This is a genomic window from Paenibacillus sp. SEL1, from assembly GCF_054602535.1.
Map to the genome: position 1 here is coordinate 257,261 of NZ_CM137723.1, position 12,469 is coordinate 269,729.

17 protein-coding genes and 1 pseudogene are annotated in these 12,469 nt (G+C 37.3%); 2 read left to right on the forward strand and 16 right to left on the reverse strand.

What is annotated here, in order from left to right; genetic code table 11:
• Positions 1-74 precede the first annotated feature (74 nt).
• From ACYCSE_RS01155 to ACYCSE_RS01185, 7 genes and pseudogenes are all read right to left on the reverse strand, one after another.
• On the reverse strand, positions 75-524 hold the full coding sequence (locus ACYCSE_RS01155) for a hypothetical protein (protein ID WP_459700929.1): 450 nt from the start codon (positions 522-524) through the stop codon (positions 75-77).
• Positions 525-546: 22 nt separating this feature from the next.
• Positions 547-777 carry a hypothetical protein gene (locus tag ACYCSE_RS01160; RefSeq protein ID WP_254350357.1) on the reverse strand — a complete coding sequence of 77 codons (231 nt, stop codon included), beginning with the start codon at positions 775-777 and terminating at the stop codon, positions 547-549.
• A 261-nt stretch (positions 778-1,038) separates the two neighbouring features.
• Positions 1,039-1,623, reverse strand: a complete 585-nt coding sequence (locus tag ACYCSE_RS01165; protein WP_254350358.1) for a hypothetical protein — start codon at positions 1,621-1,623, stop codon at positions 1,039-1,041.
• A gap of 169 nt (positions 1,624-1,792) precedes the next feature.
• A complete protein-coding gene (locus tag ACYCSE_RS01170; RefSeq protein WP_459700932.1) occupies positions 1,793-2,206 on the reverse strand; it encodes a GNAT family N-acetyltransferase in 414 nt (137 codons plus the stop codon).
• 89 nt (positions 2,207-2,295) lie between these two features.
• Positions 2,296-2,746 (reverse strand): annotated as a pseudogene (locus tag ACYCSE_RS01175) (GNAT family N-acetyltransferase).
• Between the two features lie 173 nt (positions 2,747-2,919).
• On the reverse strand, positions 2,920-3,132 hold the full coding sequence (locus ACYCSE_RS01180) for a hypothetical protein (protein ID WP_104497136.1): 213 nt from the start codon (positions 3,130-3,132) through the stop codon (positions 2,920-2,922).
• Between the two features lie 128 nt (positions 3,133-3,260).
• Complete coding sequence (locus ACYCSE_RS01185; RefSeq protein ID WP_459700935.1) at positions 3,261-3,830, reverse strand: TetR/AcrR family transcriptional regulator; 570 nt, start codon at positions 3,828-3,830, stop codon at positions 3,261-3,263.
• A gap of 239 nt (positions 3,831-4,069) precedes the next feature.
• On the opposite strand from ACYCSE_RS01185, the gene ACYCSE_RS01190 reads away from it, so the two are divergent.
• Entirely contained in the window at positions 4,070-4,819 is a 750-nt protein-coding gene (locus tag ACYCSE_RS01190) for an SDR family oxidoreductase (protein ID WP_459700937.1), read from the forward strand.
• 241 nt (positions 4,820-5,060) lie between these two features.
• Here ACYCSE_RS01190 and ACYCSE_RS01195 read toward each other — a convergent pair whose 3' ends face one another.
• Positions 5,061-5,516: an NUDIX hydrolase gene (locus ACYCSE_RS01195; protein ID WP_069292004.1), complete on the reverse strand. Its 456-nt coding sequence runs from the start codon at positions 5,514-5,516 to the stop codon at positions 5,061-5,063.
• Between the two features lie 105 nt (positions 5,517-5,621).
• Entirely contained in the window at positions 5,622-5,846 is a 225-nt protein-coding gene (locus ACYCSE_RS01200; RefSeq protein ID WP_010345196.1) for a helix-turn-helix domain-containing protein, read from the reverse strand.
• A 153-nt stretch (positions 5,847-5,999) separates the two neighbouring features.
• Between ACYCSE_RS01200 and ACYCSE_RS01205 the strand changes: the two genes are divergently transcribed.
• Entirely contained in the window at positions 6,000-6,287 is a 288-nt protein-coding gene (locus tag ACYCSE_RS01205) for a DUF6809 family protein (RefSeq protein ID WP_023989605.1), read from the forward strand.
• Between the two features lie 219 nt (positions 6,288-6,506).
• On the opposite strand, the gene ACYCSE_RS01210 is transcribed toward ACYCSE_RS01205, so the two are convergent.
• The 7 genes from ACYCSE_RS01210 to ACYCSE_RS01240 all read right to left on the reverse strand — a co-directional run bounded on the left by ACYCSE_RS01210 (position 6,507) and on the right by ACYCSE_RS01240 (position 12,261).
• Entirely contained in the window at positions 6,507-7,253 is a 747-nt protein-coding gene (locus ACYCSE_RS01210) for a class I SAM-dependent methyltransferase (RefSeq protein WP_459700940.1), read from the reverse strand.
• 311 nt (positions 7,254-7,564) lie between these two features.
• Positions 7,565-8,053, reverse strand: coding sequence for a hypothetical protein (locus ACYCSE_RS01215; protein WP_322174593.1), 489 nt, complete (start codon positions 8,051-8,053; stop codon positions 7,565-7,567).
• A 198-nt stretch (positions 8,054-8,251) separates the two neighbouring features.
• The gene (locus tag ACYCSE_RS01220; protein WP_459700942.1) at positions 8,252-9,040 is read right to left on the reverse strand and encodes an aminoglycoside adenylyltransferase domain-containing protein; all 789 of its coding nucleotides are present in this window, start codon (positions 9,038-9,040) and stop codon (positions 8,252-8,254) included.
• 203 nt (positions 9,041-9,243) lie between these two features.
• A complete protein-coding gene (locus tag ACYCSE_RS01225) occupies positions 9,244-9,777 on the reverse strand; it encodes a YfiT family bacillithiol transferase (RefSeq protein WP_061829669.1) in 534 nt (177 codons plus the stop codon).
• Between the two features lie 266 nt (positions 9,778-10,043).
• Positions 10,044-10,475, reverse strand: coding sequence for an NUDIX domain-containing protein (locus ACYCSE_RS01230; protein WP_061829668.1), 432 nt, complete (start codon positions 10,473-10,475; stop codon positions 10,044-10,046).
• A 337-nt stretch (positions 10,476-10,812) separates the two neighbouring features.
• Positions 10,813-11,289, reverse strand: coding sequence for a GNAT family N-acetyltransferase (locus ACYCSE_RS01235; RefSeq protein ID WP_061829667.1), 477 nt, complete (start codon positions 11,287-11,289; stop codon positions 10,813-10,815).
• Between the two features lie 312 nt (positions 11,290-11,601).
• A complete protein-coding gene (locus ACYCSE_RS01240) occupies positions 11,602-12,261 on the reverse strand; it encodes a hypothetical protein (RefSeq protein ID WP_061829666.1) in 660 nt (219 codons plus the stop codon).
• Between the last annotated feature and the right edge of the window lie 208 nt (positions 12,262-12,469).

A 12,469-nucleotide genomic window follows, 5' to 3' on the forward strand; every position in this document is an offset into this window, starting at 1 on the left:
CATAACGTTTCTATATTTTCCATAAGAGCCGTAGCTTGAATATTATGTTATGCAATTCCTCCATCCTCTCCAAATCAACATTCCAAAGCTTGGCTTGCTTCTGTTAATTCATCATTTGCCTCTAAATATTTTAATGTTTTTTCAATATCGTCGTGGTCCATTGTTTTCGTTATAATAAGATGTTTAATATTAAATCCTGGTGGTTCCATTTCTTTTTTAAAGTGATTTACTAATTTTTGAGGGGTTGTCACCAAACTCCATCGTTCACTTCCATCCGAAAAAGTAAGGGTCACCTCCACCAAATCAAACTCCTTTGGATCATCATCAAACTTCCATCTTTCTAAAAAAGGCACTTCTATATTTCCTTCAATAAAATGAGCTTTTGATATCCAAACTGCTTTTCCATGGTTTCCAATAATTCTATACTTGTCCCCATCTTCTTTTTTTACGATGTATTTATTGCCCCTTGTAAGTGCATAAGCATAAACGCCTATACTTATACAAGTTATGATTGGTCCCTCCATACAATTCACTTCCATACCGTATTTAATGTCCTTCGCAATTTCTCATAACGTTTCCGCATTCATGAACCCCAAAGGGGTTGTCTGCTGAAAACACCTCTCCAAAATCCTTCTCGTAGACCAAGGCTGTAGCGGAGCCGCTGTTTGAATATGATGTTATATGACGGTACTTTGGACTACTTTCAAAATACATTATTTCTTTAAGTATTTTCCCATGTTCTTTTTCGACTTGAATTTTATAATCATTGTTTATCATCTATGAAGCATCTCCTTGAGAGTTATTCATCATACTGTCATATAACGTCATGTATTCACGAGCCTTCACTGCCTCAACCAACCGAAAGGAGCGGCTGCGACGCAGTTAGGCAGTAAAAGGTTATCCGGCTGAATATACTCTCCTGCTAATGAATCTACTTCTTCGAAACCGCTACTTTAAACTTCGGTCTGGACCAAGAAGTCATAGCCACACAACGTTGAATATGTTGTTATAGGATAGGGACGCCTACTGATATACTTACTAATATTCTTCAAATTTATATTTTGTTAATTTATTTATTTCAATTACTTGTTCTTTATTAAAATAGCCCATTAGGCACCCTTGATCTAAAATTGAAATATACAATTTCATGGATTGTTCAGTCTTTATTAGTTCGTTAAATTTCTTGAATATCTCCATATCCAACCAATCATCATCTACTTTCATTTCCCATCTGATAAGTTCATTCATATATTCAAAAGAGACCCATGCAGTACCATTCTGAATATCTACGTAATCCGTTATATTATTTAAATTAAGTTTTGTCATATTCTCTAATCGTATTATTATTCTTGCATAGTCTCCATGGTCCTCAATACATTCAGTATCTAAATACCAAATTTCCTCAGATACATTTATAAATTCACCATTCACTTCAACTTCTCCACCTAAAGTAAGTAGTAGCAAGTTGTAGGGATCTTCTTCATATTCATTTCTCGAAAATTCTTCCAAAAGTAATTCTTTCTTTAATTCTGCACTCATGAAGATGCCCAATTCAGAAAGTTTGTTTAGTTGATCTTCAAATATTATTTTCTTCTTCTTAAATAAACCAAACAACTTAAACACCTTCTTTTTATGGTTTGCGTCCCTTTTCTATAACGCTTGTATTCATGAGCTCCGTCAGGGGTTGTCTGCAAAAACCCTCTTCGAAATCCAACCAGACCTAGGCTCCATTGGAGACGCAGCTTGAATATTATGTTGTCAGATGTCAGTACCTGCCTTGATTTCCTCAACGTTAATTTTTGTTCAACTCCTTTGTCAGTATTATTTCCAGAGGTTCATTCTCAAGCATTAAACATCCAGCATCTCTATATCCAAGCTTTCTATAAAAATGTTGGGCTCCTTCATTTGAAAGTGTTGAGGTCATGACCATTTCAAATCCTTTTTGTTTCATTAATTCTTCCCAATACTGGACAACTTTTTTACCAATACCTGTTCCTCTATACTCCTCATCTATCCATATCATATTCATAAATGGTGTGTTGTCCCAAAAAAATCCATATCTCATCCAACCTATTTCTTGATTGGATTCTCTAAATATTAGAATTTCATTTTCTTTTATTTTTGGTCTTATCAGTGTCTTATGTATGTGCTTGTCTCTTAACGAGATATACTCATAATCTGATTCAATCGCAAAATCAATCTTCATTGTAAATCCTCCCTTTCACTCTTCTCATTGAATATCTTCTTGGTAACACTTAGCACTGATGTCTCATAACGTTTGTACATTACATAAGTTTATAAAGTCTTTTTAAAAATGTATAAGTCACCTTCTTCTCTAACTTTAGTAAACCCACACTTTGAATAGAAGTGATGATTCTTCACACTCCAGCTAGGAGTATCCAGCCACCATTCAGTGCTGTCTGGAAATTTACTTTCAATTTTCTCCATCACCTTCGTTCCGATTCCTTGATTTTTAAAATTTGGATCAATAAAGATTCTTCCTAGATTATGCACTTGATTACATTCTACGAATATCATTGCTCCCCCGATTATTTTTCCATTAAAGAGTACCTTGAAATATTCGCAATTTTGCATCATCTCTTCTTGCCAACTTATGGAGTCATATACCTATTGGCCCAACGATTTCGTTATTATTAAAATGCTATGATTCATCCTCAAAACTGGCCTTTTGTATTTCAGCAAGTTTTTGTGCATCATTTTCTCTAGCTTTTTCTAGTGTCAGCACCCAACATACTCCATTGTCTTTTTATTTTTTCTGGGGTTGTCTGCTGAAATCCCTCTTCGAACTCCATCCCAACAGGCCAAAGCTCCGTGAGGATTCGATGCTTGAATATTATGTTATCAGAAGTTACCGAACTTCTTCACTATGCATTCAAAATGAATCTGCAAATTTTTTTATCAGCGAATTTTCTTATATGGTCTTTTTTCATTTTGTAGTTTGATTATTAGTTCATATGCATCTCTTTCACTTTTCTGAGCTTTTAGTGACTCTTCTTCTGTTATTTCTATTTCTATCATTTGAACCACTATTCCACCAGCATCAAAACTAATGAATATTCCCCCATCTCTTCGGATTATATTAATCCCATACTTGGCAAAGAGTATATCCATAAAATGACCTCCAGATCTTTCGCGTTCTTTATACTATAGTTTTTAGTACTTTTGAGATCTTATTATTATGTTTTAGTAATTCAAGAATTTCTGATAACGTTTGTGTATAAATCCTCTAAATTAGAGGCTCATATGGACGATGTTCGTTCATGTCCCTCGACACCACAGTTCAGCAAATTCCAAAATTGTTCAACCATGACCGATGCCGGATATGGCATCGAACGGGTAATCCACCATTCCACTACCCCCACCGCTGCTGAAATTAAAAATTGCACCGTAATGTCCCTGTTCATTTCCTGATCGAGGTTGATCGAATCCAGATGCTCACTCAGACTTTGCCGAAACATGGTCTCCATTTGGTTCCGAAAAACCGTACTTCCCTTGTTCGTCAGCATTCTAGAGTAGAATGAAGCATGCTGCTCCAAATATTCAAACGTGCGCAGTAGTGCGGTTTTGGAAGGGAGATGAAAGAAGTTATCTTCAGACATACAATTGCGTAGTAACTCGTTAATTTGAGCTTCCATGCATTGATCACGCAGATCGTACTTGTCAGCGAAATGCAAATAAACCGTTCCGCGATTGACATTCGCTTCCTCCGCAATTTGATTGATCGTAATTCTCTCGAATTCCTTTTCTGACATCAGCCTCATAAAAGCATCAATAATGGCTTGCCTCGATTTTTGAATACGCCTGTCCATATCCTTCTCCCCTTTGCACCATCCGAAAAATGAACATTTCGAAGTCCTCTGTTGAAAAATCAACAACCACGCTTGTTTTAACCATTGAACCCCATATACCGCTCTGATACATTCACTTTATAAAATTTATGTTGATGATTCAACATATGTTCAATTTTAGAGGAGCTGTAATCATGAAATCTATTATTTTACAATCTTTGGAATGATTTAAATCACATTGAATTAGGAGGGTTTAAAAATTGAAACTTACAGGAAACACGATTTTTATTACAGGCGGCGGTTCGGGAATTGGACGTGCGTTAGCAGAAGCTCTCCACAATCTTGGAAACAAAGTTATTATCGCCGGTCGACGTAAAGAGCGTCTAGAGGAGACGATTAAAGCGAATCCTGGCATGTCCGCAGTGGAATTGAATGTACAAGATCCTGCCAGCATAGAGGCGACCGCCAAGCAGTTAATCGAAGAATACCCGGATGTTAATGTCTTGATTAACAACGCCGGCATCATACAGTCCGATGACGCGGCGGGCATGATCGATGAGGATGTTTTGATTTCGACTGTCACTACAAACTTGCTAGGTCCCATTCGGTTGACTTCTGCATTCATCGAGCATTTGAAATCCAAAGAGGAAGCGGTTGTCATCAACACGACTTCAATACTTGGATTTGTACCGTTAGCGACAACTGCTGTATACTCCGCGACGAAGGCAGCACTTCATACCTATACGCTGTCCCAAAGGTACATGCTTAAAGACACATCGGTAAAAGTAATAGAAATTGTGCCCCCATGGGTTCAAAGCAACAACGATGAACCACGTGCGATGCCACTTACTTCATTCATTGATGCAACAATAAAGATACTTGGCACGGATACAGACGAAGTTCTGGTGGAAGAAGCGAAAATGTTTCGAAATAACCCTGGCCCGAACGAAGGTGTTTTTGTGACCCAGCTTAACGATATGATGAATTCTGAACCTCCAAAGATCCATTGATCCATCTGTAATTCAGTTTTTAAAAATTTAAGCGAACATGAAGTATACACTCAGCTCCGTCTACTTCATGTTCATTTTATTGCAACTTGCACGTGGAGTAAGAAAAAGCGCCGAGCAGTCACACCATGTTTACCTCTTAAATAATTACGTTGATTTCACATAATGTAGGGAATTCCCGAAGTTCAAACAGCCCTTTGTTAGGTGATGTCAGGGACATCCTCGATTTACTAAAAAAATGTTTTCATGATCTTACTTCATTTAAAAATCTTGTTATTATCGGTAGGTCGGGAGGACTTATTTGATTAGGTATCTTGTTTAAATCAAAAAATCGTATATCTTGTACTTCAGCTTCATCACCTTTCATTATTCCACTGTATTCTTTACATATATAAGCTGCAACTACGTTATATACTTCATCTCCATGAGGATATCGATAGTAAAGTTCCGGGCCTGAAAATATATCAAGTAATTCTAACTCTTCAGCTTCTAAGCCTACCTCTTCAAAAAGTTCCCGGCTTGCAACCTCCTTCATATTCTCACCAGGCTCCATTGAACCTCCTGGTAATCCCCATAGACCATTGTCAGTTCTCTGTTGCAATAATAATCGTCCCTCATCATCTATGAGAATCACACATGCTCCTGCCATAATTATAGGTCGGGTACCTACTAACTCTCTTAATTCTCTTATGTAATTCAATATCTTCACGCCCCTTTGAGATCCTCCAACAGACCAAGGCTCCGTTAGGAGCCACTGCTTGAATTTGACGTTATACGACGGATTCACTTTTTGAGTCTGCCCTCACTATTGATGGTCTCCAGGTAGATATTCAATCAAATCAGATAATTTACAGTTAAATGTATCGCAAAGCTTGAATAAAGTTTCCAGCTTTGTTGTTTCTATATTTGTTTCCCTATATAGCTTATTGATTGAATTCCGACTCAATCCCGATTTCGCCATCAATTCTGTTATATCATCTATTCGATGTTCTGCCATGAGTTCCCTTATATTACACTTGATTACGGTCATCTTTTCCCCTCCATAATTCTATCTTATCTCCCATATCAGTAATCATCAACGAAAAGCAAAGATTTAACTCTACAAAGTCAAATATTCACCTTGTAATTAACTCTATAAGGTTATATAATAACTCTATGAAGTTAATTAAAGGAGGAAGAACATATGATTAATACATTAGAATCATTGACAGAGCCACTTATAAGAATACGTTTAGAATTACTCTTTGCTGAGCTTCTGGAGTATCATACGGAGTACAATCAGCTTTCTTCGGAGACAGATCGATACTTTAGAACACTTCGTGAAGCGCTACCCGATCAACTTCAACATACGGTTTTTCTGTACGAAGATGCTCAAATATCTCTCCAATCCATCTTAGAAAGAAGCATCTACATACAAGGTTTCAAAGACGCTCTACAACTCTTTAGTGAATTGAAAAATTCTAACATTTAGAGGATCATATGATCCTCTTTCCTATTGTTTTTGATTCTGTCGTTTAACGTTCCCGTATTCACGACGCCCAGCGAATGCTGGGTGTGTCCGGCTGTCCCCGCTTCCCCGAAATCCTCCTGCCGGACCGAGGGCGTATGCCCGATGCGTGAATATAATGTTATCTGATGTCAGCCCTCCTTAGAGCCACTAACTCACTTATTTTGGGCTTCTTCAGTAATTTTAAAGTTTTCTTGCTTTGATAACAAAGGTTACAGGAAACATCTTCGCTCTTTTTACGAAATCATTATTTTTATCGTGCAATTGTATGATTTCATTCTCGGTTTCTTCAATCATTTGTTCAATAACAAACCCTGCTTTCGCCAACGCATTTATATAGGTTGATAGTTTACGGTCAGATAAGGTTAGCGCGCCTTGACAAAAATCAGGAGATACCGAATACCAAGATTCATCGAAATAACACTTGTTAAAAGCAAATCTATTATTTTCTTCAACAACACATTTGTGTATAGGATGAGACCAACTGAAAATAAAAACGCAGTCTTTTTTTAAATAAGAAGCAATTCGACAAAAAGTGCCTTCTAGGTCGGTTGTCCAGCCTATGGTGTAAATCGAATAAACAAAGTCAAAATAATCTACAGGTATGTCACATTCTTCTTCCATGGGAGAACAGATCAATTTTGCCGAAAGACCACACGTCGTCAAATGTTGTTTTGCCTTCTCAATTTGTTTTTCTGATATATCCATCCCCCATAGTTCAGATGCTTTTCGATCCCCCTGATATTGTAAGGATTGACCATTTCCACAGCCTATCTCTAACATCTTTTTTCCTGAGACATCGCCAAAAAGTTGGCATTTTTCTTCTGAGACAAATGCTCCATAAAAAGGAAGTACGATTGCTCCTAAAAAGTCATTTCCTTTTGTATCCCAATAGAAGCTGTTTGTTTCATAAACACTATGCTTGTTCATCCTGTGACCTCCTCTAATATAAATTTTGTTCGCTGCTCAGGTGTTTACCTATTAGTCATTTATTAGGTTTAGTTAATTTATCTGAAATAAAGTAAGCAGCAATAAATGAAAGAATAAAATTAGTTGTAACATTATCTGGTGTCCATCCAAAGGTGTTCACCTCATTACTTAAGTGTCTATGATTTAGCTGATTTCAGATAACGTTCTTGTATTCATGACCCAGCGCATGCTGGATGTCCGGCGACTGCCGGACCGAGGACGAATGTCCGATGCATGAATATTATGTTATCTGCTGTTTCTCTCTTCTTTGACTAAACAGTAAGCAAGTCTTTTAACGACCATTCATTATCATTTCCGTCTTTTGAAACAAACCAAATATGAGTGTATTTTTCTGGCTTGTATATTGCATTTTTATTTCTAAGAAAATCACTCATTCCGAATATAGGAGAAGCGTTCCTAATTAAAAGCGCTATTGGATATGCAGCATCATACTTCTCTATCTTTTTTTCCTTCTGTTTCAGTAGTTCATTAAGAACCTGTATATAGCTTGCTGAATTTTCTAATCCATGCATTTCCTCAGCCGATCTTCCAAATAACATTTTAGCTTCGGCGGCATCGTAGAATAGGTGAGTTACTTCTAGACCTACTAATCCATCTTTTATGCTCTTTAAGATATAATCTGGACGCTCACGTCTCTCTATTACTTCTAAGTGATCTTCGCGATTTAAATTATATAAATCTACAAAGTTGCTAATGGCAGCTTCTTCTAAGGCAGATTTTTCATCATCATGATTTTTCATTACTTCTCCCTCCCTAAATGTATTTGAGAAATTGCAGATAACGTTCTCGCATTCACGACGTTCAAGCGGCTTAAGGCACGTAGTGCCGGGTGGCTCTGCCACTTAGCCGGTAAATGTGTCCGGTGAATCAGCTCCTCCGAAATCCCTCTCCCGGACCAAGGGTCGAGCTTGTCTCGACCCACTGCGTTGAATGCAATGTTATAAGATGTTGGCGCCTTCTTCGATTTCTCTATCTAGATCCTTTGATGCTTCAATTATTACTGAGTCTAATTTATTCAACCACTCGGTGTATTCTTGAGAGTCTGCTTCCATAGGTTCCTTTCTCAATTCCTTACATTTCAATAAATGTTCCTTCCAATCAGAGGTAATATGTCTTAGTCCCCAATCAGCAGCTTGGCTTTTTGAAAATATTATTTCCTCACGTAACCAACCTATGAATTTTGCAGCTAATAGCAACCAATCTATTGAATGTAAACTTCCACCCTTGCCATGTTCCTTCATACATAGAGAAAATTCTATAAGAAATCCTTTTATTTCTTCCTTTGTGATCTCAGGAAAAATATGTTCCTGTAAATCCCCGTATATTAAAAGTCCTTGTTTCTTAATTGAATACATTGTGAATGTATCGAGTTGATTCTTCTCCCACATCCGTTCTCCTCTCGTTCCCCACCACAATGCTCGTCCCTGTTCGCCGAAAATCAACTTATATGGTAAAAATGCACCTTCCAACATATCGGTATATAGATCTACCAATACATTTCTATATATGGCCCTCTGTTCATTCAATCTCGTGATCTCTTCCATAGTAATATTCTCAGAAAGCAAAACTAAAAAATCCAAATCTCCATAACCAGGACTCAAATCGTTATGTAACGATGAACCATATATGTAAACACTAGTTAATTTATCCCCGAATATAGCTCGTATATCCTGAATGAAAATACGAAGAGTTTCTTGAAGTTTTTCATCTTTAAAGTGTTTCTTCAATGTGTCATCTCTCCTTTGGTTTTTTAACGTTTTGCGCCATTTTCTTATAACGTTTCTGTATTCATGAACCCTAAAGGGGTTGTCTGCTGAAATTCCTCTCCGAAACCCTTCTCACAGACCCAGGCTCCAAAGGAGCCGCAGCTTGAATATTATGTTATGCGTTGTTACTGCCATCTTTGAACTCCTTACAATTACCCTCTTTCTTATATGTCTTTCCATTTCTCTCTTCTTATTAGGTTTTCGATTTGGGATGCATGGTGTTTGTTGTGCCAAATAAATCTTTGTATAGCTGTCTCTAATGTAATTATTCCTAATACTTCAGTCTGTATAGTCCGTTTATAGTCTTCTATACTAAGTTCATTCAGCAACACCAAAAAGCGATGATGCAATACTTCAATAAGTGATAGCGAATTCTCTACGGGCAACTTCTTGTAATCAATTAATTCTCCCCACAGATCTTCTCTATATGTATTTGCTAATGGATTATTTTCAGTTAATCCTCTTTTAAATCTTAGGTACGCATTCATATCATTATCAGCTAAGTGATGTATGACCTGCCTTACTGTCCAACCATTCGGCCGATACGGAGTCTCCAATTGGTATTGTTCGAGACCACTCAGCAATGTATTTAATCGCTTAATTAGTTCAGGAATTTGTTTAATAAGATTTATTATTTCATCATTTGAAAGATTGTTTTTGGGTTGAAATTGACCAATCGGATATTTGATTTGATCCATTGTATTTCTCCTTTCTTCTTTAGAATTGTAGTAATTACGCGTAACGTTCTTGTATTCACGACGTCCCACCACCTTAACCCCGAAGGGCGGCCGCGATGCGGTTAGGTGGTCCGGATGTGTCGGGCCGAATATGCTTCCCCGCTACTGAGATGCCTCTGCGAATAACATCGTACTTCTGCCGGACCGAGGGCCGGATGGACCGAAGCTTGAATATGGTGTTATACGCTGCCCTTGCCCTCTTAAGTGACTATCATATTGTTCTTTATTCATTCTATTACGAGGTAATTATCAATGTGTTGATCTTTAAATACGGTTTTATTGTTCGTTACTGCATCTATCAATCTTTCTACTGTAAAATTTGAAATCGGTCTTGGTAAATTATCAATATCAAAAAATCCATATTCATCTATTTCTTTATTATCAACTTCTATGCGACCAACATATCCATCTGACTTAAAAGTATAAATGTATCCATTCCGATGAGACATAAAATAGATACCTGATAAATCCATTTCATTGACTTCAATATTGACTTCTTCCTTCAGTTCTCTTCTTGCACCATCCCATACTGATTCCCCTTCTTCTACTACTCCGCCTGGTACAGACCATTGTTTCTTTCCATATGTTTGATGAACCAATAGCACTCTATTATGCTCATCAATAATGATAATTCCTGAGGCATCATGGGATCGCTTCATTTTGTACCTCTTTCCTTTTATTTACTCTAGCAAGGGTTGCGTATAACGTTTCTGTATTCACGAACCCAGCACTGCCTTAAGGTAGTGCTGGGTTGTCGCATAGATTCACTTCTTTGCCACTGAATTATCTACATAGTGAAATTGCTTCAATGACTTCGGGCAACCAAGGGGCGGCGCAGCCGACCCACAGCGTGAATACTTTGTTATCTGATTGACCGGTCCCACTTCTTCAAATAGAGACAGGACCTCGGCCCACATGATATTTATCTAATTTCCGATTTACCCACCGATCATTTACTGATTCAGTACACAAGGGTCGTTTGAATTTTCCCATATATTAGTTCTCAAGTATTTTTTCCATTATCACATTTCCATCATTGTCCTCAACTACTTTATATTTTAGTTTATTATATAGATTGTAGGCTGGTTCATTGAATTTAAATACACTAAGTCTGAGTTTTCTAATTCCTTTATCTTTGGCATTCTTCTCAATCAATTTCATAGTTTTAAATCCATATCCCTTATTTCTGTAATTTTGCATAACCAAAAAATCACAAATGAATCCTGATGTATTCTCTTTTTCATACCAAATAAAACCAATTTTTTCTAAACTATGATTTATCATTACATATAAGAAATTATTTTTTGTTGATAAACCCATCGGAAGTAGTTCATTGAATTCTTTTTCAGCACATTTATAAGCATCTTTATCGCTACTCATTTTAGATTTGATTAAATCTTTTGCATAGTCATTAACAGACCACTCTTTAAATTGTTCAAATTCCTTTTCTGACATATTTCGAATCTTTATCATTTATTAACCCCTATTCATTTAAATTTGAATTCCTTGTTCCTATTTTTCTACAAAACATGTTTGAGTTGTACAAAAAGGAAATCCTCTAAATAATTTTGTACATCAGGCAACAGGACGTTGCAAACGAATTACTTTCAAAGTTTTTGGGGCCGATCTTTCAGATAACGTTTGTGTATCTACGAACCCTCACCACCTTAAGGACCGTAGGTCCGGCCGCGATGCGGTTAGGTGGTGCAGGGTTGTCTGGTGAATAGGCTTCCTCGAAATCCCTCTTGCAGACCAAGGCCGTCAGGCCGCAGCGTATATACGATGTTAACTGATGTTGCGGCCTCCTTCGAAATAATCAATACTCTGGTCTTTAAATAGTTCTTTCAATTCCCTTGATGTTTCACTAATAAAGATCTTAATAATTTCTGCTTTAAAATAGATAGGTGCTATATGAGGTTCATTCTTTAGATCTTGCAGCCATCTCACCTTACTATCCCTATACTGATTGACTTCAAGCTGCGTAATGTAAGGATTTATTGTATAGCCCTTGGCTTTTAAGAGTTTTGTAAACAGTTTTTCAGTACTTTCCATTGATCTTAAGAGATCAAATTCTACTTGGCTAACTTCAAGGTTATATGTCTTTCTAATATCATTCTTTTCGCCTTTGTAGTTTTTCTCAAAATCGAAATAGACGGTATCTGTCCACCTTAAATCTGTATAAATATGTGAAAAGTAACCTATAACAAAGTCCTTCCATTCTGGCCCCGCTTGCTTCAGTAAATATTCCTTGCACTTCTCCATGATCAATTCCTTGGCTGGTAATTTATCGTTATGTACGAGATGAGTCACACCTTTTTCTTCCCTGGATACCTTCCCTCTCATATGAATCGCATCCGGAGCAATACTGCCTAATAAAAAATTGGGTGAGGGGTCATTAATAGAAAGGTTTTCTGAGATTGCAAAGTGTACCATAGGCCAAGGCAAATTAATTCCTCCTTTGATATTTCCTTCAATCATGAACTTGCCGGAATTTCAATTAACGTTCCCGCATTCACGACGTTCAAGCAGCTTAAGGACCGTAGGTCCGGGTGGCTCTGCCACTTAGCTGGTTGAATGTGTCCGGTGAATTGACCTCCCTGAAATGCCCCTTCCGGACCATGGGTCGAGCTTGTCTCGGCCCGCAGCGATGAAT